The organism is Ruegeria sp. CDSB114 (assembly GCF_059611025.1).
In genome coordinates this window covers 500552-523642 of sequence record NZ_JBXWOT010000001.1, presented here as the reverse complement: position 1 = coordinate 523642, position 23091 = coordinate 500552, and the positions used below count along the sequence as shown (strand labels likewise).

General features: G+C 56.6%; 22 protein-coding genes and 1 tRNA gene. 9 read left to right on the top strand and 14 right to left on the bottom strand.

The features are described from left to right. Positions 1–125: 125 nt before the first annotated feature. Positions 126–731 (top strand): pseudouridine synthase, encoded by a 606-nt coding sequence (locus tag AC2FIP_RS02610; protein ID WP_496785076.1) that lies wholly within the window; start codon positions 126–128, stop codon positions 729–731. Between the two features lie 31 nt (positions 732–762). Further along, positions 763–1188, top strand: a complete 426-nt coding sequence (locus AC2FIP_RS02605; RefSeq protein ID WP_142633659.1) for a VOC family protein — start codon at positions 763–765, stop codon at positions 1186–1188. Positions 1189–1190: 2 nt separating this feature from the next. Here the strand turns inward: AC2FIP_RS02605 and AC2FIP_RS02600 are convergent, their stop codons facing one another. From AC2FIP_RS02600 to AC2FIP_RS02585, 4 genes are read right to left on the bottom strand one after another with little or no spacing between them, the layout of a single operon-like run. Beyond that, positions 1191–1493, bottom strand: a complete 303-nt coding sequence (locus tag AC2FIP_RS02600) for a putative quinol monooxygenase (protein ID WP_496785074.1) — start codon at positions 1491–1493, stop codon at positions 1191–1193. Further along, positions 1487–1990, bottom strand: a complete 504-nt coding sequence (locus AC2FIP_RS02595) for a GNAT family N-acetyltransferase (protein WP_496785072.1) — start codon at positions 1988–1990, stop codon at positions 1487–1489. Before AC2FIP_RS02595 ends, AC2FIP_RS02600 begins: the two co-directional genes overlap by 7 nt. Before the next feature lie 3 nt (positions 1991–1993). After that, positions 1994–2659: an alpha/beta hydrolase gene (locus tag AC2FIP_RS02590; RefSeq protein WP_496700409.1), complete on the bottom strand. Its 666-nt coding sequence runs from the start codon at positions 2657–2659 to the stop codon at positions 1994–1996. Further along, a complete protein-coding gene (locus AC2FIP_RS02585) occupies positions 2656–3288 on the bottom strand; it encodes a DNA-3-methyladenine glycosylase family protein (protein WP_496785071.1) in 633 nt (210 codons plus the stop codon). Before AC2FIP_RS02585 ends, AC2FIP_RS02590 begins: the two co-directional genes overlap by 4 nt. A 96-nt stretch (positions 3289–3384) precedes the next feature. Between AC2FIP_RS02585 and AC2FIP_RS02580 the strand changes: the two genes are divergently transcribed. Further along, entirely contained in the window at positions 3385–4611 is a 1227-nt protein-coding gene (locus AC2FIP_RS02580) for an MFS transporter (RefSeq protein ID WP_142633649.1), read from the top strand. Positions 4612–4614: 3 nt separating this feature from the next. Here the strand turns inward: AC2FIP_RS02580 and AC2FIP_RS02575 are convergent, their stop codons facing one another. The 4 genes from AC2FIP_RS02575 to AC2FIP_RS02560 form a co-directional block, all read right to left on the bottom strand. Next, positions 4615–5391, bottom strand: coding sequence for a squalene/phytoene synthase family protein (locus AC2FIP_RS02575; RefSeq protein ID WP_496708670.1), 777 nt, complete (start codon positions 5389–5391; stop codon positions 4615–4617). 2 nt (positions 5392–5393) lie between these two features. Beyond that, positions 5394–7028, bottom strand: coding sequence for a citramalate synthase (gene cimA / locus AC2FIP_RS02570; protein WP_496785069.1), 1635 nt, complete (start codon positions 7026–7028; stop codon positions 5394–5396). Next, entirely contained in the window at positions 7025–8425 is a 1401-nt protein-coding gene (gene cysS, locus AC2FIP_RS02565; protein WP_496785068.1) for a cysteine--tRNA ligase, read from the bottom strand. The genes cimA and cysS overlap by 4 nt, the downstream gene beginning before the upstream one ends. Before the next feature lie 318 nt (positions 8426–8743). Then, positions 8744–9271 (bottom strand): outer membrane protein, encoded by a 528-nt coding sequence (locus AC2FIP_RS02560; protein WP_496688174.1) that lies wholly within the window; start codon positions 9269–9271, stop codon positions 8744–8746. 394 nt (positions 9272–9665) lie between these two features. Between AC2FIP_RS02560 and AC2FIP_RS02555 the strand changes: the two genes are divergently transcribed. After that, positions 9666–11210, top strand: a complete 1545-nt coding sequence (locus AC2FIP_RS02555) for a trimethylamine methyltransferase family protein (RefSeq protein WP_142633641.1) — start codon at positions 9666–9668, stop codon at positions 11208–11210. Positions 11211–11263: 53 nt separating this feature from the next. Here AC2FIP_RS02555 and AC2FIP_RS02550 read toward each other — a convergent pair whose 3' ends face one another. Next, positions 11264–11509: an EF-hand domain-containing protein gene (locus AC2FIP_RS02550; RefSeq protein WP_496785067.1), complete on the bottom strand. Its 246-nt coding sequence runs from the start codon at positions 11507–11509 to the stop codon at positions 11264–11266. Positions 11510–12048: 539 nt separating this feature from the next. Continuing rightward, positions 12049–15669, bottom strand: a complete 3621-nt coding sequence (locus AC2FIP_RS02545; RefSeq protein WP_496785065.1) for a vitamin B12-dependent ribonucleotide reductase — start codon at positions 15667–15669, stop codon at positions 12049–12051. A gap of 533 nt (positions 15670–16202) precedes the next feature. Here AC2FIP_RS02545 and AC2FIP_RS02540 point away from each other — a divergent pair. Then, positions 16203–16637, top strand: coding sequence for a hypothetical protein (locus AC2FIP_RS02540; protein WP_496748891.1), 435 nt, complete (start codon positions 16203–16205; stop codon positions 16635–16637). Positions 16638–16649: 12 nt separating this feature from the next. Here the strand turns inward: AC2FIP_RS02540 and AC2FIP_RS02535 are convergent. From AC2FIP_RS02535 to pdxH, 4 genes are all read right to left on the bottom strand, one after another. Beyond that, positions 16650–16726: transfer RNA gene (locus AC2FIP_RS02535), tRNA-Pro, on the bottom strand. 43 nt (positions 16727–16769) lie between these two features. Beyond that, a complete protein-coding gene (locus tag AC2FIP_RS02530) occupies positions 16770–17237 on the bottom strand; it encodes a DUF192 domain-containing protein (RefSeq protein ID WP_281972048.1) in 468 nt (155 codons plus the stop codon). Positions 17238–17243: 6 nt separating this feature from the next. Continuing rightward, positions 17244–17750 (bottom strand): cold-shock protein, encoded by a 507-nt coding sequence (locus AC2FIP_RS02525; protein ID WP_282021219.1) that lies wholly within the window; start codon positions 17748–17750, stop codon positions 17244–17246. A 142-nt stretch (positions 17751–17892) separates the two neighbouring features. Further along, entirely contained in the window at positions 17893–18498 is a 606-nt protein-coding gene (pdxH, locus tag AC2FIP_RS02520; protein ID WP_142633627.1) for a pyridoxamine 5'-phosphate oxidase, read from the bottom strand. 135 nt (positions 18499–18633) lie between these two features. Between pdxH and fabI the strand changes: the two genes are divergently transcribed. The 4 genes from fabI (at position 18634) to AC2FIP_RS02500 (ending at position 23088) form a co-directional block, all read left to right on the top strand. Beyond that, positions 18634–19440: an enoyl-ACP reductase FabI gene (gene fabI, locus AC2FIP_RS02515; protein WP_142633624.1), complete on the top strand. Its 807-nt coding sequence runs from the start codon at positions 18634–18636 to the stop codon at positions 19438–19440. A 3-nt stretch (positions 19441–19443) separates the two neighbouring features. Next, the gene (gpt, locus tag AC2FIP_RS02510) at positions 19444–19953 is read left to right on the top strand and encodes a xanthine phosphoribosyltransferase (RefSeq protein WP_496688181.1); all 510 of its coding nucleotides are present in this window, start codon (positions 19444–19446) and stop codon (positions 19951–19953) included. 36 nt (positions 19954–19989) lie between these two features. Next, positions 19990–21165, top strand: coding sequence for an aminotransferase (locus AC2FIP_RS02505; protein ID WP_496748889.1), 1176 nt, complete (start codon positions 19990–19992; stop codon positions 21163–21165). An 81-nt stretch (positions 21166–21246) separates the two neighbouring features. Next, entirely contained in the window at positions 21247–23088 is a 1842-nt protein-coding gene (locus AC2FIP_RS02500; RefSeq protein WP_496785063.1) for a peptidylprolyl isomerase, read from the top strand. Positions 23089–23091 lie beyond the last annotated feature (3 nt).

Genomic DNA, 23091 nt, shown 5'->3' with positions numbered 1-23091 from the left:
TGTTAAAGCTCTGACAAGCCCTGAGTTTCCACAATATCTCGGGGATTGAGTATTCCGAATCCGTAACAGGCCGATGACAGTTATCCACAGGTTGCACCAATTCGATCGCCGGGCTATGGCGGGTAATGTCCTGGTTCATCCGCTTTAATAAACCATTCAATGTATTGCCGCAGTTCACGGATCGCGCGAATGCGGAGTCTCCGCGCAGTACGCTGTCGGATTTCATTGATCTGCCGGACGTGTATCCCGCCGGGCGATTGGACCGCGATAGCGAAGGTTTGATGCTGTTGACCGACAATGGTCGCCTTCAGGCGCAGATAGCCGATCCCAAGCATAAAATGGCTAAGACCTATTGGGTGCAGGTCGAAGGGGAGCCAGACGCCTCCGCCCTAAAAGCCCTGCGCGAGGGTGTTGAGCTGAAGGAGGGCTTGACCCGCCCTGCCAAGGCGCGATTGATGGATCAGCCCGAGGCATTATGGCCGCGCGACCCGCCGATCAGAGTGCGGCAGACGGTGTCGGATTGTTGGATCGAACTGGTCCTTCGAGAAGGTCGAAACAGGCAAGTGCGCCGAATGACGGCGGCCGTTGGGCACCCGACCCTTCGACTGATCCGCGCCCGGATTGGCGACTGGACATTGGACGGGCTTGAGCCGGGGCAATGGGATAGCCTATCTATGCCTGCCCTTACGCCATCTTCTTCGCGCAAACGGGACCGGCGCCCACGTCGGTGACCGAAACGCCTATTTGTGATAGGATAGAGGAATGAAGGTATCACCTGACATTCCGCAGCCAACCGGCCTTTTAGAGGCGTCACTTTATGTCGACGACCTGGATGCAGCAGAGCATTTCTATGGGGACGTTCTGGCGCTTGAGCAAATCCAGCGTGTCGCCAACCGGCATGTGTTCTACAAGGTGGGTGGTTCAGTGTTGCTGCTGTTCAATGCGGCAGAGACCGAAAAACCTCCGGGCAACCCGCGCCTGCCTGTTCCCGCCCATGGCGCCCAAGGTCCAGGTCATGCCTGCTTTGGCATGGCGCGCGCGCAAATCGCGGTGATGCGAAAACATCTTATAGACTGGAACGTGCCCGTAGACGCTGAATTTGAATGGCCGAACGGAGTACTGTCTTTATACGTTCGCGACCCGTCCGGGAATTCCATCGAATTCGCCGAGCCTTCCTTATGGGACTAGGATCACCGCAGCGGCTTCTTGTCACCTCCCGTGATCCGATAGATTAGACTTTCAGTCACTCCGACCTTGCCCAGCACCGCCTGAAATGTTGCCATGTGCGGCGTGGCAAAATGCGCCTCGAGCGCGGCCTGACTTTCCCATTCTTCGTAAACCCGAAACCGATTGGCATGACCCAGAATTTGGCTGAACTCATAAACCAGACAACCCGATTCCTTGACTGTCTCGGCGACCATCTCTTGCGCGGCTTTGGCAGCTTTTTCAACACCTTCCGGCGCAACTTCAACTGTTCCCGTCACGATCAGCACAGCGTGTCCTTCCTCAGTTCATACCGTTTGGAAATCCGGTCGACCGGCGTTCCATCCTCTAACGGCACACCATAAGCCACCGAGTAATCCCGAAACCCCATCTTGCCATAATATCCAAGACCAGGGGCATTGTCGGCGCGAATGGTTGCGTTGAGATATTTCAACCCGAGCCCTGCCGCAAATTTGGAAGTTTCTGCAAACAGGGCACGCCCTGCCCCTTTCAAAGGCGGTTCACGGCGCGAGAACGTGGCGATATCCCCGCAATCGTCGGGAAGCCTGTCATTCACCCCTAGCCATTGAAACCCGGCGACCTCTCCGGCCTGATCCAGCGCCACGTGGCAGCATATCTTATCCTGCCCCTCCAGATAGCTCTGCGCAAACTGCGCTTCAGAGAAAGGGGTTTCATTCGCGGTCGTACCACCAATGGCGATGATCTGGTTGAGCAAATCGCAAGCTGCTGCGATATCCTCGGGCATCATGGGGCGGACCGCAATCATTGCTTAAAGGCTCAGCTTGTCACGCATGAAAGCCAGTGCGACGCTAAGACCATCCGGGGCAATACCGTGGCCGGTGCCCTTCATGACATGGGCATAGACCTCTTTGAACTCAGCCGCTTGCAGGGCCTCGGCGGCTTCGGGCAATGATTGTGGCGGCACGACGTCATCGGCGTCGCCATGTACCAGTAGGACCGGCATGCGGCTGACTGTTTCATCCGGCAGCAGATCGGGTTCCAGAAGGCGTCCTGAAAAGGCTACTATCCCGGCCACTGGGTCCTCGCGGCGCGGGGCGACATGCAGGCTCATCATCGTGCCCTGCGAGAAACCGAACAGAACCACCTGCTCGGGCAGAACATCTTCGTCCACCATCAACGCATCGAGGAAAGCGTCGAAGTCATCCGCCGCCATTTCCATCCCGCGGCGCGATTCTTCTTCGGAAGAGCCATCAATCCACGGGATCGGGAACCACTGAAAGCCATTGGGCATACCCGGGATCTGCTCGGGCGCGTCAGGGGCAACGAACAGCGTATCCGGCAAGTGCTCGCCCAACACATCGGCCAGCCCCAGCAAGTCGGCCCCGTTGGCGCCATAGCCATGCACGAACACCACGACCGAGCGCGTATCGCCCGAAACCGGCTCTTTTCGGAGCGCATTCAAAACCCGTGTCATCTGATCCCTTCTCGTTCTTTTGCGACCCGGTAATAGGCCCACAACACCCGCGCTGCAACCGACCGCCAGGGTGACCACGCTTCGGCCATCTGGCGCAGTTCTTTATCCGTAGGTCGCTTGGGTAAATCATAGAGGATGCGCGCGGCCTCTTGCAGCGCAAGGTCGCCCGGCGCAATCACATCGGCACGGCCCAGAGAAAACATCGCGTAAATCTCGGCAGTCCAGACGCCTATGCCTGAAACTTCGGTCAGGATCGCCACAACATCCTCATCAGGTGCGTCGCGTAACGCTTTGTAATCAATACGAGCCTCCGCAAGCGCCCGGGCATATCTGATCTTTTGGCGGCTTAGGCCCACCGCGCGCAAATCCTCATCGGTGGCCCACATGATTTTGCGTGGGCCCGTCAGTTTTGCATCTTGCAGTCGTTTCCAGATGGCGTTCGCCGAGGCCACACTGACCTGTTGGCTGACGATCGCGCTGAGCAGCTGGGCAAACCCATCAGGTTTACGGCGCAGCGGCAAAGGCCCGGTCTGGTCCATCGCATAGGCCATGCGCGGACAGGTCTCGGCCAGCCACTTGGCCCCCTCGGCCACGCAATCGGGGGTTTCAATGATACGTCCGACGGACATGCGCGCTCCGGCAAATTGGTCAGCAGCACGTTAGGGTGCTTTGTCGCAGATGCAACCGTCTTGTATGACCCGGCTTTCATCGCTACGCATTGGCGCATGACAATGACACCCACGATCCCGGATAACAGTCAGGCCAAGCGCAATGTCGCTGTTCTGGTCGCAGCTCAGGCCATTCTGGGATCGCAGATGCCGATGATCTTTATTGTTGGCGGTCTGGCCGGGCAGTCGCTGGCCACCAATGCCTGTCTCGCAACCCTGCCCATCTCGCTGATCGTGCTGGGGTCAATGCTGGCGGCAACACCGATTTCGGCCATAATGCAACGCTGGGGACGGCGCGCAGGGTTTCTGGTTGGGGCAACGGCAGGTGCCTGCGGGGGTCTGGTTGGTGCCTACGGTTTGTATCTGGCCTCGTTCCCGGTCTTCCTGGCGGGCAGTCTGCTGACCGGCATCTATATGAGCGCGCACGGATTCTATCGCTTTGCCGCTGCGGACACAGCCTCGGACGCGTTTCGCCCTAAGGCAATCTCATACGTCATGGCCGGTGGTCTGGCAGCCGCGCTCATTGGCCCCCAAATTGTTAAGCTGACCTCTACCGCCTATGTGATCCCATTCCTGGGCACCTATCTGGCGGTGATTGTGCTCAACATTCTGGGCTCGGTCTTGTTTTTCTTTCTGGACATCCCTACGCCTGCAAAAGCCGCTGAGGGGGCCCCGACCGGACGCACCCGGCTTGAGATGCTAAAGACGCCGCGCATCGCCGTGGCCATCATCTGCGCAATGGTTTCTTATGCGTTGATGAATCTGGTCATGACATCCACTCCTCTGGCAGTGGTTGGTTGTGGCTACACAGCCAATGACGCGGCAGATGTGGTCTCTTTTCACGTTCTCGCCATGTACATCCCCAGTTTCTTCACCGGCCAGTTGATTGCCCGTTTCGGCGTCGAAAAAATCGTAGCTCTTGGTCTGGCAATCCTTGCCGGTGCTGGCGTTGTCGCCTTGCAAGGGGTTGAGCTCGAGAACTTCTTCATCGCTCTGATCTTGCTGGGCGTCGGTTGGAATTTTGGCTTTATTGGCGCGACCACCATGTTGGCGGCATCGCATGACATCAACGAGCGTGGCCGTATGCAGGGTCTGAACGACCTGCTGGTATTCGGTGGTGTAACACTGGCTTCGCTTGCTTCGGGTGGGTTGATGAACTGCTCTGGCGGCTCACCGGTTGAAGGCTGGACCGCGGTAAACCTTGCCATGGTTCCATTGTTGACTCTGGCCGGGGGCGCATTGCTTTGGTTGGTTCTGCGCCCGTCCGATCCCGAAACGGTCTGAGGTCTACCAGCGACCCCGGACCACCTTCCACATCAGGGAAACCCGGCGCCGAACCTCACCCTGCATCAAATTCCCTGCGGCCACGCGATCTGGCTGAGCAATCGCCTTGCGCAACACCCATTCAGATTGCCAACCCGCCAAAAGCGCCGGGCGCGCCTCTGGTGAAATCGCCAGACGCTGTCCCTGTGCGCGCCGTAACCGGTTCAGTGCCTTTTGCGCCAGATCGCGCACTGCATCGGGTGTTCCATCCAACAAAGGAATACGCCCGCGCGCCTCAAGATCCGGGATTGCGCGCAACCAGTTCGCCACGCCAACGGCATAGCCGAAATCTCGTAACACAGGCTCGTCGGCCTCACCCAAAGATTGCGCCGACGCCACCATCAAACTGGCCGAGCTGTGATTTAGGTAGGTCTCGAAATGGGCCTCGTCCTCAAAAGGATCGCGATAAATATCCCAGCGCCTTACGGCCACGTATTCATCCAGCATCACCGCCAGATGTGGAGAAAGAACCTGCGATAAAGGCGTCACGACCTCATGTCGACGCACAGTCGGACCTTCAGCAATTTCCTGCAATGCATCGCGCCACCATTGCAGGCGCATTTCGGCAATCATCGCCTCTTGCGTGACCCAGGGCGCTCGGGCGACCTCGACATTCAGCGCATAGATCGGAAACAGAACCGAACGTGCGGAAACCGGCGCGGCCATCGCCGCCATGAACCGGTCCGGATCGGCGCGATGCACCAATGCAGCACAGGCCTTCAGATCGTCATTGAACTGCACTGTCACTCGGCCACCACCGCCCGAGGACGGCAATCCCGTACAAGCTTCCACTGGATCGCATCCAATAGGGCCTCAAACGACGCATCCACTATGTTCGCGCTGACCCCGACAGTTGACCAGCGCCGCCCCTGCCCGTCTTCGCTGTCGATGATGACCCGCGTCACGGCCTCGGTTCCGCCTTGGGTGATCCGCACCTTGAAATCGACCAGATGCATGTCGTCCAATATCCGCGAATATTGCCCCAGATCCTTGGCCAGAGCCTTGGCCAAAGCGTTCACTGGTCCTCGGTCGCTGCCATCTTCGTCCAGAGATTCACTGACCGACAGCTTCTTTTCCCCGTCGACCTTCACCACGACAACCGCCTCGGACAGGCTGACCATCTTGTCATACTTGTTCTTCCGCCGCTCAACCGTGACCTTATAGCGTTTGACCTCGAAAAAGGCGGGCAACTGACCCAGCTCATCGCGCGCCAACAGCTCAAAACTGGCCTGGGCGGTGTCATAAGAATAGCCTTCGGCCTCGCGCTGCTTGATCCGGTCAAGAATGCGCCCCAGCGCCGGATCACCACTTTCCACGCTCAGGCCGGCCTCAGTCAGGCGTTTACGCAGATTCGACTGCCCCGCCTGGTTCGACATCGGGATGATCCGTGCATTGCCGACAGTCGCCGGATCGACATGTTCGTACGTCGACGGATCCTTCAGGATCGCGCTGGCATGCAGCCCTGCCTTATGCGCAAAAGCAGACGCCCCCACATAGGCCGCCTGCTTGCTGGGAACCCGGTTCAGGATTTCGTCCAACATACGGCTGACCCGTGTCAGACCCGCCAAGGCCTCGACGCTGACCCCAATATCAAACTGCGACACATAAGGTTCTTTCAGCAGCAAAGTGGGGATCAAAGCCGTCAGATTTGCATTCCCGCAGCGTTCGCCCAACCCGTTCAGGGTTCCCTGAACCTGACGCACGCCCGCATCCACAGCAGCGAGCGAGCACGCAACCGCGTTTTCCGTGTCATTATGGGTATGAATGCCCAAACGATCACCTGGCAAGCCTGCGGCAATCACCTCGGATACAACCCGCGACACTTCACCGGGCAATGCGCCCCCATTGGTGTCACACAGAACAACCCAGCGAGCTCCGGCCTCTAAAGCGGCCTTGCAAACCTGGACCGCATATCCGGGATTGTCCCTGTAGCCATCAAAGAAATGCTCGGCGTCAAACAACGCCTCACGCCCCTGCGCCACGATATGCGCAACCGAGGCGCGCACGTTCTCGACATTCTCCTCCAGAGTGATCCCCAGCGCCTGGGTCACGTGGTAATCATGCGACTTGCCCACAAGACACACTGCCTTCGTGCCTGCGTTCATCACCGCCGCCAGAACATCGTCATTCTCAGCTGACCGGCCCGCGCGTTTGGTCATCCCAAATGCAGTCAACCGCGCCGCAGTTTTCGGCGCGGCATCAAAAAACGCACTGTCAGTCGGGTTCGCACCGGGCCAACCACCTTCGATGTAATCCACACCCAACTCGTCCAGAGCCTGCGCGATCTGCACCTTCTCAGCGGTCGAGAACTGCACGCCCTGCGTCTGCTGCCCATCGCGCAAGGTGGTGTCGTAGAGGTAGAGGCGAGTTTTTGTCATAACACTCCCTCCAACTTGGTAAGGTCAAAGCCGGTACCAGGAACCAACTCTACACCTTCTTTGCTCATCCGCACTTCAAGGCCAGCAGCCACATATACTGCTTTCAGGCGATCCACCTCTGAGAAATCCTTGCTCTGCATCGCCCCGGCCCGCGCTTCTGCCAGTTTATCCGCATACGACCCCAAATCCACTGAGGCCAGATCGGCCCATGCACCCATTTCGGGCATCAACAGACCCATAACCTGGGCGCCAGCCAACAGGCTTGCATGGTCACCTTCGGACGCCAGCCGGTATAGCTCAGAGATGGCGCCCGCTGTGTTCAGATCATCGCTCAGCGCAGCGATGACCGCGGGCGCCGCGCTGGCGGCGGGCTCGATGCCTGCTGTCAGCGCCCGCCACTTGCGCAGCGTTGCCTCGGCTTCACGCGCCTTTTTCTCAGTCCAGTCCATCGGCTTGCGATAATGGGTCTGTAGGAACACAAAGCGAATTATCTCACCTGGCACTTTCTTTTCCAAAAGGTCGCGCACGGTGAAGAAATTGCCCAGCGATTTGGACATTTTCTTACCCTCGACCTGCAACATCTCATTGTGCAGCCAAACCCGTGCAAACTCGCCATGCGGGTGAGCGCATTTGCTCTGGGCGATCTCGTTTTCATGGTGCGGGAACATCAAATCGTTGCCACCACCGTGAATGTCAAAGCTCTCACCCAACAGCTCATAGCTCATGGCCGAGCATTCGATATGCCAACCCGGACGCCCTCGGCCCCAAGGAGACTCCCACCCGGGCAACTCGTCGGTAGACGGCTTCCACAGAACGAAATCCATCGGGTTCTTCTTATACGGCGCAACTTCGACCCGGGCACCCGCGATCATGTCATCCACGGACCGACCGGACAGGGCTCCGTACTGCTCTTTCCAACTGTCCACCGCGAACAGAACATGCCCTTCGGCCGCATAGGCGTGACCCTTGGCAATCAGATCCTCGATCATCGCGACCATCTGAGTAATATATTGCGTCGCGCGCGGCATCTCGGTCGGCTCCAACGCCCCCAGTGCGCCCATGTCGTGCAGATACCAGCCAATGGTCTCATCCGATCGTTCCTGCACCAAATCCTCCAGCGACCCTTTGGCCCCGGCCTTCTGTCGAGACAACGCGGTCGCGTTGATCTTGTCGTCCACATCGGTGAAATTGCGCACATAGGTCACATGATCTGCGCCATAAACATGCCGCAGCAAACGATAGAGCACATCAAACACGACCACGGGCCGCGCGTTACCCAGATGGGCACGGTCATAGACGGTAGGTCCACAGACATACATCCGCACATTGTCGGCGCTGATCGGAGCGAAATCCTCTTTTGTCCGTGTCCGTGTGTTGTGCAGTTTGATCGTCTTCATCTGTCGGCTCCTAAGAACGGCATAGCGTCTCGCGTTGGCGCGGGCTTAGCAACTTGTCTCAGGGAAGAAAACGAAAGAAACCGGCCCGCTTGATAAATCAGCAGGTAATGCAGCAGATAATGATGCAGGTCATCCGGTTCATGGATCATCCTCTAGCACGGCTATCCCGCCGCGCCAAGCCTTACGTTCTATTATGACCAGGGAGTGATTGGCGAACGCCTTGAATTGGAATAGGAAATTGACGCCATGTTCCGCAAACACCTGACCTTCATGGTCGTGAATTCGGCAGCTCAGATCAGATTCAATCTGGAAATCTTGCTAGAACCGGAATGTCGTACGCAGGTTGAACACATTCGAATCCAGCCCCCCATTCGATCGGGTAACGTCATTGAAATTCTGGCGCAGCGCCTCACCGCTGATGACGAAATTATTGCCAATCGGATAAGCGACACCAATGCCATAAACCGCTGCGGTATCGTTTTCGACCGTGGAATCCACGCGCGCCGCACCGATAACTACATATCCCAACGCATTGCCGAAATCGTATCCGCCGCGCAATTTCAGCCGGGTCATGCTATCCAGACTGCCTTCGCCCTGACCAAGATTCAGCGACAGCCGGTTATACTCAAGCTCACCACCCAACACGAACTTGCCGAAATCAAAGTCATACCCGAGATGAGGACCAAAGCTGGTGTCGCTGCCGCTTGAACCATTCGGCCCGTCTGCATCAGCATAGCCAAAGCTGAATCCCGCATAGGCACCGCTCCAATCCTCGGCCAAAGCCGGTGAGAAGCCGGATGTCGCCAGAGCAACAATTAATGCGATATGCACCTTCCTGCGATTCACCAAAAACCTTTCAGCAATGCTTTCGAGTATTCAGATCAATTTGCTACAAACTGGGCCGCATTCGTTAAAAAAGTGTTTAGCCTAGAGGCCCAATTCAAGTAAGCACAGGAATTATAGCAGATTTCGACCGCCTCGGGGAAAAATATCTTTAGGCAACAATCACTTGAGAATTTGCTTCGCTTTTCGGCATCAAGGTCGCAAATAGAACAGATAATGCCGTTCTGAATTGGAACACTGCGGCCACTGGATGAGGAACCAAATGCAGAACGAATTTTGGAAAATCCACCTGATCAGCCGCACAATCGGCGCGGATCGGGGACGTGCTGCCAGGGGGCGGCCGTCAGGCTTTTTGTAAGGCCTCTCAAAATACGTTTCTCACTATTGGATCCTAAACATGAACGACCAACCCCGTAACTCTTCCCGCAGTGGCGGACGTGCTGCGCGTCGTGCTGCCCGCGCATCTGCGCTGCCTGATCATCTGCGCCCTATCCGCCCGGGAATGGAGGGCGGACGCTACAAGCCACTGACTCAGCCACAAGTCGAACGCATTCACGAGGCCGCGCTGCAAGCGCTTGAAACCATAGGCCTGGCGGATGCTCCGCAAAGCGGGATCGACTATCTGGTTGGCGCAGGCTGCACACTTGGCGACGACGGACGCATCCGGTTTCCGCGCGCGCTGGTTGAAGACACCATTGCCAAAGCCAACCGCTCGGTCACATTGTTCAGCCGGGATGGTCAAACTGACCTAGAATTGTCGGGGGCAAAGGTTCACTATGGGACCGCCGGTGCCGCTGTCAGTATGGTTGAAGTCAACGGCCGCGAATACCGCGATTCGACTGTGCAGGATCTGCACGATGCCGCGCGGATTTGCCAACAGCTGGACAACATCCATTTTGTCCAACGCCCGATGGTTTGTCGCGATATTTCCGACAATCTCGAGATGGACCTGAACACGATTTACGCTTGTAGCTCTGGTACTTACAAGCATATCGGCACATCGTTCACCGATCCTAGTTATGTCGCACCAGCGATGGAACTAATCCACATGATCGCAGGCGGTGAAGACAAGTGGCGCGAGCGGCCATTCATCTCGAACTCGAACTGCTTTGTCGTACCGCCCATGAAGTTTGCCACTGAAAGCTGTCAGGTGATGGAGGAATGTATCAAGGCAGGAATGCCTGTTCTTCTTCTTTCGGCCGGAATGGCAGGTGCAACTGCTCCGTCCACAATTGCAGGCGCCATTGCCCAGGCGACAGCAGAATGTCTTGCCGGTTTGGTTTATGTAAATGCCGTAAAGCCAGGTGCACCGGCGATTTTTGGAACCTGGCCCTTTGGGTTGGACCTTCGGACAGGCGCCATGTCCGTAGGATCTGGTGAACAGGCTCTGCTCAGCGCAGGCTGTGCCCAAATGCACAAGTTTTATGATCTGCCAGGCGGAGCCGCCGCAGGCGCGTCGGATTCCAAATTGCCCGATATGCAAGCGGGATGGGAGCAGATGTGCTCGAACGTCATGGCCGGCTTGTCAGGCCTGAACATGGTTTATGAATCCGCCGGAATGCACTCGTCTCTGTTGGGTTTTTGCTTTGAAAGCCTGATCTTAGGGGATGATCTTATCGGACAGGCGATGCGCTGCGTCCGCGGGATCGAAGTATCTGACGAAACACTGGCATTGGATCAGATGGCCGAGGTTTGCCTTGGTGGGCCCGGTCACTATTTGGGAACCGATGCCACACTTGGGCGCATGCAGGCCGATTATGTGTACCCCGCACATGGAGATCGAACGTCTCCGAAAGAATGGGTCGAGCTTGGCAAACCTGACTTGATCGAAAAAGCGACCGCGCGAAAACTGGAAATCCTGTCGACCTCTTCGCCAGCACAGTTCGATCCGGCATTGGATGCGCAGATTCGCAGTAAATTCAACATTCACCTACCCCGATAAACACTTAGAAAGGCGGCCAGAATTTTCGTCTGGCCGCCTTGAAAATTTGTTAATCAGCCGTTTGTAGATGGCAGCAACCCGGCTTCCTGCGCGATGGTGATCTCATCCTGATCCAGCGCGCCGTCACCATTTGCATCCATCGCCGCAAATCCGTTTGCGTCGACGTCCGGCACGACTGCCTGAACCTCTTCGATTGTCAGAACGCCGTCCCCGTTGGTATCCGCAGTAGATTGCGCGAGGGCCAAAGTGGGCAGAGCAAGAGCAAGTGCGGAAAAGGCCGCCAGAGTATTCGGTTTCATTGTGATGCCTCCTGATAGAGTTTGTGTGTTTTGTGTCCGGACAGGCATCAAAAACACGCAATCACCACCGGTTGTCAGCCGCTCACTTCAATCGCTTTGATTTCGCGCCAAACTCCGCGTGTTTGCCAGAGTCGCATCCGCGGTCAGCCGCTCGGCAAAATTCCCTCAAACCCGCTCGGCGGTTCTTGCCCGACGGGAAACGGGTAATCCGGCGAGGCTCTGCCGAATTCGCCGTTTTTAGGCAAAAAGAAAGGGGGCCGAAGCCCCCTGTCAGTTTCGCCATCCAGGCTCCATTCGTTGACCGCCCGGTGTTTTGTTTGCCTGCGGCCTGGACGTCGCATGGAACGAGCGCACCCGTTCCGTGAAAGAGTGGGAAAGAGCATATATTCCGCCCCACCCTGTTCCCGGCCAACACGGGCATGTCGGCCGAGTGGACCAAGGCATCGAAGGTAAGTCTCTGCGCCTTGATCCGTATTCGTCGGGGCCGGTAACTGTGGCAGCTTCCGACCCCTGCGCCCCGGGTTGCCGGGGCGCTTAACTCAGCTACACCCGCTTGTTGAGCCGCAGGTGTTGCATTTCATGCAGGTGCCGTTGCGCACCAGCGTGTAGTTTCCGCATTCACCGCAGGGATCGCCCTCATAGCCTTGCATCTTGGCTTTGGTGCGGGCGTCCATCCCGGTTGCGACGGCGGTTTCGGCCACCGGCGCTTCGAATGTGGCTGCGGTTTCGGCCATGCCGTTCACCACGTTCTGTCCGCCGTTCAGAACCATCAGCTCCTGCGGCATCCGCTTGCGCAAGTAACCGGTCGAGCTGATTTGTTTCAGCACTTCCAAGGACTTGGACGCCGCGCTTTCGCTGATCTCGGACACGTTCGAGACGCCTTCTTCCTCGCCCCGGCCCAGATCATCAAAGCTTGCGCCTTCTGGTTTCACATGGGCCAGATCGGTGCGGTCCAGATAGGACACGGCCAATTCGCGGAAGATGTAATCCAGGATCGACGTCGCGTTCTTGATCGAGTCGTTGCCCTGCACCATCCCAGCAGGTTCGAACTTGGTAAAGGTAAAGGCATCCACAAACTCTTCCAGTGGTACGCCATATTGCAGGCCAACCGACACCGCGATGGCAAAGTTGTTCATCATCGCGCGGAAGCCAGCGCCTTCCTTGTGCATATCGATGAAGATCTCGCCCAGCTGTCCGTCTTCGAACTCACCGGTGCGCAGATAGACCTTGTGGCCGCCGACAATCGCCTTTTGGGTATAGCCCTTGCGGCGATGGGGCAGTTTTTCGCGATGGCTGCGGATCATTTCCTTGACCACAACCTTCTCGATCACCTTCTCGGCCAGAACGACGGCTTTTTCCTGCGGCGTTCCGGTTTCCAGCACCTCGGCTGCCTCTTCGTCGTCCTCGACCAGCGCGGCGGCCAGCGGCTGAGACAGTTTCGAGCCGTCGCGATACAGCGCGTTGGCCTTCACACCCAGCGACCAGGACAGCTCATAAGCTTTCTGGCAATCCTCGATGGTGGCGTCATTCGGCATGTTGATCGTCTTGCTGATCGCGCCTGAAATAAAGCTCTGAGCGGCAGCCATCATCGTGATGTGGCTATCAACACCCAGGAAACGCTTACCTTTCTTGCCGCACGGATTGGCGCAGTCGAAGATCGAATAATGCTCTTCCTTCAGATGCGGCGCGCCTTCCAGCGTCATGGTTCCGCAAACGTGGTCGTTGGCCGCGTCGATATCCGCTTTGGTAAAGCCCAGATGGCGCAGCAGATCGAAGGTCGGGTCATTCAGCTTGGTCGCAGGGATGCCTAGAACCCCGGTGCAGAAATCCTCGCCCAGAGTCCACTGGTTGAACACGAACCGGATGTCGAAGGCGCTTTCCAGCACGGCATCCACTTTGGCCAGTTCATTGGGGCCAAAGCCGTGACCCGTCAGCGAGGTGTGGTTGATCCCCGGAGCGTTGCCGATGGTGCCATGACCAACCGCGTAGCTGACGATCTCTTCAATCTGAGCCGAGGAATACCCCTGCTTTTCCAGCGCTGCAGGCACCGAGCGGTTGATGATTTTGAAATACCCGCCACCGGCCAGTTTCTTGAACTTCACCAAAGCAAAGTCCGGCTCGATCCCAGTGGTGTCGCAATCCATCACCAGACCGATGGTTCCGGTTGGCGCAATCACAGTGGCCTGCGCATTGCGATAACCGTTCTGCTCACCCAGGCTCAGCGCTTCGTCCCAAGCTGACATCGCCAGATCAACCAAACGTTTATCTGGGCAGTTGCCATGGTCCAGAGGTACAGGCTTTACTGCCAGTTTCTCATACCCTTCAGTCACACCCTGAGATGCGCGTCGGTGGTTGCGGATGACCCGAAGCATGTTATCGGCGTTGCGCTCATAGCCATTGAACGGACCCAATTCGCCGGCGATCTCGGCCGAGGTGGCATAGGCTACACCGGTCATGATCGCGGTCAGCGCGCCACAGATCGCGCGGCCTTCATCCGAGTCATAGCTATAGCCCATGTTCATCAGCAGACCGCCGATATTGGCATAGCCCAAACCCAAAGTGCGGAAGTCATAGGAAAGCTGCGCGATTTCCTTGGACGGGAACTGCGCCATGGTCACCGAGATTTCCAGCGTTAGGGTCCACAAGCGCGAGGCATGCATATAGTCCACTGCCTGGAACTCATCATCCTTGAGGAAAGTCAGCAAGTTCATCGACGCAAGATTACAGGCCGTATCATCGAGGAACATATATTCCGAACACGGGTTCGATCCGCGAATCTCCCCATCTTTGGGGCATGTATGCCACTCGTTGACTGTGTCGTGAAACTGGATGCCGGGATCGGCGCAGGCCCAGGCCGCGTGGCCAACCTTTTCCCACAGGTCGCGCGCCTTGACGGTCTTGGCGACTTTCCCGTTTGTGCGGTTGACCAGCTCCCAGTCCGCGTCCTTCTCGACAGCGGTCAGGAAGGCGTTGGTTACGCGAATCGAGTTGTTCGAGTTCTGGCCCGAAACCGAGCTGTAGGCTTCCGAATCCCAATCCGTATCGTAGGTCGGGAATTCGATGCTATCGTGACCCTGCTTGGCGTAATCCAGAACGCGTTTGATGTAAGTCTCGGGGATCGCAACATTTTTCGCCTCGCGAACCGCCTTTTTCAGGCTGTCATTCGTCTTGGGATCATACGCATCTTCCTGCGCGCCGTCCCAGCTGCGGATGGCCTCGAAAATGCCGTTCAGCATCTTCTCGTGCATCTTCGATCCGGCAACGATCGAGGCCACCTTCTGCTCTTCGATCACCTTCCATTCGATGAATTTCTCGATGTCTGGGTGATCTGCATCGACGATGACCATCTTTGCTGCTCGACGGGTCGTGCCGCCTGATTTAATCGCGCCAGCGGCGCGGTCGCCGATCTTGAGAAAGCCCATCAAACCCGAGGATTTACCGCCACCCGACAGTGCCTCGCCCTCGCCACGCAGGTGGCTAAAGTTGGTCCCGGTTCCGCTTCCGTATTTGAACAGGCGCGCCTCGCGGACCCACAGGTCCATAATGCCACCCTCGTTCACCAGATCATCATCTACGGACTGGATGAAACACGCATGCGGCTGCGGATGCTCATAGGCGGATTTCGATTTGGTCAGCTTGCCTGTCTTATAATCGACATAGTGGTGCCCCTGTGCCGGGCCATCGATTCCGTAAGCCCAGTGAAGGCCGGTATTGAACCATTGCGGGCTGTTCGGCGCAGCACGCTGAGTCGCCAGCATATAACGCATCTCGTCGAAATAGGCGCTCGCGTCATCCTCGGTCGAGAAATAGCCACCTTTCCAGCCCCAATAGGCCCAGGCGCCGGCAAGACGGTCAAACACCTGCTTGGACGAGATTTCGCCCCCAAATTCAGCGTCCTCAGCCGGAACAGAACGCCACAGGAATTCAGGGACATCCTTTTCCTTGACCTTCTTCAGCTTGGTCGGAACGCCTGCCTTGCGGAAATACTTCTGCGCGATGACGTCGCTTGCGACCTGGCTCCAGCTGGTTGGAACCTCGATATCGTCTAGGCGGAAAACGATGGTCCCATCCGGGTTTCGGATTTCTGACGTCGCAGAAGCGAACTTAAGCTCTGCATAAGCATCCTGTCCCGATTTGGTAAATTTTCTGTCAATCTTCATGTCCGCCGCCCTAGATTCAATCAACTTGTCCCTTGGCTTTTGATCCCAATTAACGGACCATCTGCCCTAACCGAAAATCTTGGGCGCAGGAAACTGGCCGCTGCCCGAAGCAGCGTGACCCCGTTCCGACGGACGCACGTAAGTATGATGTGCTCTCCAGCCCTCGCCCTATGCCACGTTCTGGATTTTCTACCAGATTTAGTGGCAGCACTTTCGGCCTATACAATCTGGCGTATTCACACATAGATCGTCAACGGCCTTTTTCCGCCATTTTTGGAATCTTTTATGTTGACCGATCCGCATAGACAAACTGGTGAAGGACAGTTTCCGATTCCTCCACAGAGTTATCCGCCATGGTTCGCCATCACCTAGCCAAGTCCGTAATACGATTAACCGTTCTTTCCGGCTTACTTATCGCGATTTGATAAACCAGCCTTAAGATGTCTAGGTTGAAATAGAATCAGCATCCGGCCGATTTCGACATTACTCAGAGGTGCGCGTAAAAGCACATCCAACAAAGGGCAGACCGATCAATGACCGCGTTTCGAATAATTTCCCTGTTTGCCCTGATCGTGGCCTGCACACCACAAGAAACGCCCGCCACATCGCGCAGCGCGCAGTTCTCAGCCTTTCCCGACAAGTTGTTTGCTACGTTCGAGACATCCTGCAACGGCCCGGGTGAGGAATTTAGGAAATTCGGAAATCGTCAGTTCGAGTGTCAGGAACTCCTGCCTCCGAAGACCACAGCCTACCTGATTCTCAACTATAACGGCTATCCACAGAACCTACCCAAAAGTGTGACTCGGCTGACCGCCGAAAAAAATGCAGATGGCTATCTGGTTGAAGCGGATCTGTTTTTTAATGTGCCGCGCGAAACAGGGCCTGCTGCAAAAGTCCCTGTAGAAAGCAAAGAATTGGATAAAACCCTTAGCGCCATCTATCGAACGATGGGTGGGTCGCCATTTTAATATTTGAAGAAGTGGTCGGGGCGGCAGGATTCGAACCTACGACCCCCTGTACCCAAAACAGGTGCGCTACCAGACTGCGCCACGCCCCGAACCGTGCGCCTTCCTAACCGTGCCGTTCTGATTTGAAAAGCCCTAACAGGGCCAAATTGCCGGACCATGTGAAAAAACTTTGTGCTGGATCTGTGTTCCGGGCGTGATCAGATAACGATCTGCGAGACCAGCGTTGATTTCCAACACCGCGAATACCGAATCGCCCCCTCCGATGGGGGTCAAATCACCGGGAATCGCGTTGTGATGAACTTTCGTTACCATACCCGTCTTATCTATGAAGATCAGGTCCAGAGGAATCAGCGTGTTCTTCATCCAGAACGCAACAGGTTGCGGCGGGTCGAATACAAACAGCATCCCTGAACGTACCGGAAGCGATTCTCGAAACATGAGTCCGCGCGATCGCTCCTGTGGCGACACGGCGAGTTCAATATCAAAGCCGATTTGGGACTTATCATTTTTTAGGCTAACACGATCTGTACGACAGGCGGCGTCTGCGCCACCGGCCCAAAGTAACAAGACGACAGTCAGAACCTTGAAAAGCCCTGCCATGGCAGATCAGTCATCCATAGCTGCTTCCCAGGCCATAACCTGGGCCGCCATCCGACCACGCTGTCCGTCTATGACCCGCATGGCCAATGCTTCACCGGGTTGCAGATCCGCAAGCCCCGAACGGCGTAGAACCTCAATATGCAGGAACACATCCTCGCCACGCCCGAATACATTAGCGAAGCCAAACCCTTTGCCCTTGTCGAACCACTTAACCCGCGCAGCCACCAAAGGGGCCGCTGCAATCTCAACTGGATCAAGTTCAGCAAAATCCGCGAGCATCATCGTATCGGCGCGCGCTGGCGGATCGACGCTGATGACTTCGACAGCTTGCACACCGCGATCAGTGCGATGCGTCATAATTTCGATGCCCGCCCCGTCTGCAACCGAGCTTTGACCGAAATTACGCAAAACGTTTACGTGCAGCAGAATATCCGGCCCACCTTCATCCGATACGACAAAGCCGTATCCTTTGGCAGGGTCGAACCATTTAACGTGTCCTCGGACGCGGTACATGTTGTTCAGATCTTCTGGCACTGTGGTCCCACTGCGTTTTTTTTCACTTTATTAAGGGTCCGATGTGTATGGGATTGACGCGCAAATTCAAGGTGAAAAATCCCTTTGTTATCTGCGCATTGCAATTCGCGACACGTGAACGTCATGGATTCAACCTCTGAATCTGCCATTCGGAAGCAGCGTCATCCCGGCACCACCTGAACCTGTCGTGCAGACGAAATGCGCCGTCTGCCCAGAATTCGATTTCCGTCGGCACAAGCCGGTAGCCACCCCAAAATTTAGGGCGCGGAGGATTTGGGCCAAGCCTTGCGGTCACTTTCGCCACATCCGCCATCAGCGCGGAACGGCTGCTAAGCGGCTGAGATTGCTTGGACGCCCAAGCACCAAGCCGACTTTTCAATGACCTGGAGGCATAATATTCATCAGCCTTTGGTCCATCCTCACGCGTGATTGTACCACGAACGCGGATTTGACGCCGCAAAGATTTCCAATGCATCACGAAGGCAGCCTTGCCAGCATTGTCCAACTCGCCTGCCTTGGCACTTTCGTAATTTGTGTAGAAAACGAAGGCGTCAGCTTCGATCTCTTTCAACAGCACCATTCGTACATTGGGCATACCATCTTCGCCCACGGTTGCCAGTGCAATCGCGTTAGGATCGTTGGGTTCACTCTTCACAGCTTCGCCCAGCCACCGCCCTGCTATTGCAAATGGGTCGGTTCCTGCGAAGATGCCATCACGTTCGCTCATTTCCATCCCCTGGAAACTATTGAGGGATACCCTAGGGCGAGTTCCCGCCACGGGCAAGAGTGCACGGCCTTGAAGCAGACCAGCCAATGGCATAAACCAACGCAACATAACGCGAAGACAGGCGGAGAACCGAACATGTCAAATCAGTTGATGGCCGGAAAGCGCGGCCTCATCATGGGACTGGCCAATGACAAATCAATCGCATGGGGAATCGCCCGCGCCTTGTCCGAGGCCGGGGCCGAGTTAGCATTCTCATATCAAGGGGATGCCTTGAAAAAGCGCGTTGACCCTCTGGCGGCACAGCTGGGCAGTGAAATCGTCCTGCCCTGCGATGTCAGCGATGAAGCCTCGATCGACGGATTGTTCGATGCGCTATCCGAGAAATGGGGAAAGCTGGACTTTGTTGTCCACGCAATCGGTTTTTCAGACAAGAATGAGCTACGCGGGCGCTACGTTGATACATCGCGGGCGAATTTCAACCTCACGATGGACGTGTCGGTTTATTCCTTTACCGCCGTAATGCAGCGTGCCGAAAAGATGATGACCGAAGGCGGCAGCGCCATCACCCTAACCTATTACGGTGCCGAACAGGTGATGCCGCATTATAATGTCATGGGCGTTGCCAAAGCCGCGCTGGAAGCATCGGTCAAATATCTGGCCGAGGATTTAGGCAAGGACGGCATTCGTGTGAATGCGATCTCGGCCGGGCCGATCAAGACGCTGGCCGCCAGCGGTATCGGCGACTTCCGCTATATCATGAAGTGGAACGAATATAACTCACCCCTGCGCCGCAATGTGACCATCGACGATGTGGGCAACTCGGCGCTGTATCTGCTTTCCGATCTAAGCGGCGGTGTCACTGGTGAGAACCTGCATGTGGATTCGGGATACCACATCGTCGGTATGAAAGCCGTTGATGCTCCAGACGTTGAGAAGGGTTGAATCATGAGTGCCAAGGACCGCCTGCCCCACGAAAAAGGCTTTCACATCAGCTGGGATCAGATTCACCGCGATTCCCGAGCGCTCGCTTGGCGGCTGGATGGGCAAGGTCCGGATGATGGAGCCTGGCGTGGCGTCGTTGCCATTACTCGTGGCGGCATGGCACCGGCGATGATAGTCAGCCGCGAGCTGGACATTCGCACAGTCGACACGATCAGCGTGCGCTCCTACCATCATCAGGATCAAGGCGAAGCCGAAGTGCTCAAAGCGCCCGACGCTGACCTCATGGGCGACGGCACCGGAATCCTGATTGTCGACGATCTGGTCGACAGTGGCAAAACTCTGGAACTGGTACGGGCGATGTATCCCAAGGCGCATTTCGCGACTGTTTATGCCAAGCCGAAAGGCCGCCCGATGGTTGACACTTTCATCACCGAAGTCAGCCAGGACACCTGGATTTTCTTCCCGTGGGATATGGCTTTGCAATATGTCGAACCCTATCGGGGCACGGATTGATCCGGCCCAAGCGCAGCAACTGACTGGGGCGCAGAGATGACCCGGACACGCACCGCCGCCACCTTTCCGCCCCCAGTCATGGAGGCGCGCCGGTGGATCGAAGGCGTGACCTTCCCTGAAGAGCGGCCCTTGATAAACGTAAGTCAGGCGGCCCCCGTCGATCCGCCTCCACTTGAGATGCGTCAGGCGATGGCGGCTTATGCGTCGACCGAGGATTCCGCTCATCTCTATGGCCCGGTTCTGGGCAACAGCGCCCTCAGGTCTGAACTGGCCAGCCAGATTACGGTTCATTATGGCGCACCTGTCGCGCAGGAACAGGTTGCCATTACTTCTGGCTGCAATCAGGCCTTCGCCGCTGCGATTTCCTCCATCACAGACCAAGGGGATGAGGTCATTCTGCCCACGCCGTGGTATTTCAACCATAAAATGTGGCTGGATATGACAGGTGTTAACGCCATTGATCTGAGAACTGATGATGGACTGTTGCCAGAGGTGAACGCGGCGCGGGATTTGATAACGGATAAGACCCGCGCCATTGCTCTGGTCACCCCGAACAATCCCGGCGGTGTCGAATACCCGGCTGAGCTGCTGCGCGCGTTTTTCGAACTGTCGCGCGAAACCGGAATTAAGCTTTTGGTTGATGAGACCTACCGCGATTTCGACAGCCGCAGCGGCCCGCCCCATGATCTGTTCGCTCAGCCGGGCTGGGATGACACTCTGATTCATCTATATTCGTTTTCAAAGGCCTACCGTCTGACTGGTCACCGAGTAGGTGCTGTTGCGACCAGTCCGTTGCTGCTGTCTGAGATTGAGAAATTTCTGGATACCGTCGCGATCTGTCCAAACCAAATCGGTCAGTTTGGTGCGCTTTGGGGTATGCAAAACCTGTCGCAATGGCTGGCCGATGAACGAAGGGAAATCCTCGACCGTCGCGCTGTCATTACAAGACAACTTCCCAAACTGACCAGTAAAGGATGGCGGTTGCTTGGGTTGGGCGCCTATTTTGCCTATTTCGAACACCCGTTTGACATCTCTTCGGATGATTTGGCCCGTCGGCTGGTCACGGATGCCAGCATTCTGTTGCTGCCAGGCACGATGTTCATGCCCGATCACGACCCGGCCGGGAAACGACAAGTCCGCATCGCATTTGCCAATCTTGATCGCAACGGAATTACGGAATTGTTTGACCGCCTGCACGCTCTCTCCTTCTAAGCTTGCCCCCCGGCGGTGCGCGTCGTATTCAGGGCCGCAACCGACAGGGCAAATACTTGCCGAATAAAACAAGAGGGCACCATGGCCGCAGGCATGAAAAATCTATCAAAGACCTTTGTCTGGATCCTCATGGGTCTTTTGATGCTGGGCCTTGCAGGATTTGGCGCGACCAGCCTGACTGGAACTGTGCACACTGTGGCGCAGGTGGGCAACGAAGATATCTCGATTGACGATTACGTCCGCGAACTTCAGCGAGAAATCCGCGCGGTCGAAAGCCAGACCGGCCAGCCCCTGCAAATGTCAGAGGCCCGCGATTTTGGCTTGGACCAACTGGCTCTGTCGCGCCTCACCGCGCTGGCTGCTTTGGATAACGAAGTTGGTCTGCTGGGTATTTCGATCGGCGATGAAAATTTGCAGGAAGAAATCGTCTCGATCCCTGCGTTTCAGGGGCCTGATGGTTCTTTCGACCGTGAGGCATATCGCTTTCAGCTTGAACAGGTTGGCATGACCGACACCGAGTTTGAAACCGATCTGAGGAAAGAATCCGCACGGACCATCGTACAGGATGCAGTGGTCAGCGGAGTAGAAATGCCCTCGATCCTGACTGAAGTTCTGACAGACTTTGTCGGTGCGCGCCGCAGCTTTACTGTTGCAACCGTTTCGTCCGAAGCTTTGGCAGAGCCGGTTGCAACCCCAACCGATGAACAAATCCAGGCCTATTACGACGAGAACCAGGACCAGTTTTCCCTGCCCCGCACCAAAAAGCTGACCTATACGATTCTGTCGCCCAATATGCTGCTGGATAGTGTCGAGGTGGACGAAGATTCAGTTCTCCGGCTTTTCGAACAGCGCGCAGACGAGTTTCAGCAACCCGAACGCCGCCTTGTTGAACGCCTTTCTTTTTCTGATGACGCAGCTGCGCAAGATGCCATGGCACAGATTGAAGTTGGCGGGACAACCTTCGAACAACTTGTCCGTGACCGTGAGCTTGAGCTGAGCGACGTGGATCTGGGCGACGTTACCCGCGACGACCTAGGCGATGCGGCCGAGGCCATTTTCGCGGCTGAACTGGACACTGTTGTTGGACCTCTGCCCTCGGTATTCGGCCCTGCCCTTTTTCGTATCAACGGCTCGCTGGCTGAGAACAACACTCCCTTCGAAGACGCCGCCCCAGCTCTGCGCGAAGAGTTGGCCGCAGACCGTGCGCGCCGCCAGATCGAGGCTCAGTCCGAAGACATCAATGACCTGCTTGCAGGCGGGGCAACACTTGAGGAGTTGGCAGCCGAGACCGGGATGGAGCTGGGACAGATCGACTGGACTCGCGCCAGTCAGGATGGCGTGGCCGCATATGACGGTTTCCGCAGTGCAGCCGAAGCCGTGCAAGACGGGGATTTTCCCGAGATTGCATTCCTTGAGGACGGTTCGATCTTTGCGCTGCGCCTGAACGAAACGCTGCCTCGTCGGCCTGAACCGCTGAAATCAGCGCGTGATCGCGTTGCGGCGGCCTGGACACAGGTTCAAACTGACAAAGCGTTGGAAGACCACGCGAATGCCGTGTTGGAGCAGTTGCAGGAGAACGGGGATTTCACCACGACCGGCCTGCCTCACCGCGTGGAAAACGCTCTGACACGAACTGCATTTCTAGAAGATGTACCCGCAGGTTTCATGCCGGAAGTGTTCGACATGGAACTAGGAAGCTATCGTGTCGTTCCCGGTGCCGGGTTCGCGTTGATCGTTCGACTTGACGAATTGTTGCCCCCTGCCGAGACCGATGAACGCCGTCAGGTTCAACAAGCGCTGGCCGCTCAGCTGAATCAGGCTCTGGCACAGAACATTTTCGATGCCTATGTTCGCGACGCCCAGTCCCGCGCCCGTCCTGTGGTGGATCAGCAAGCACTGAACGCCGTTCAGGCGAGCTATTAATTA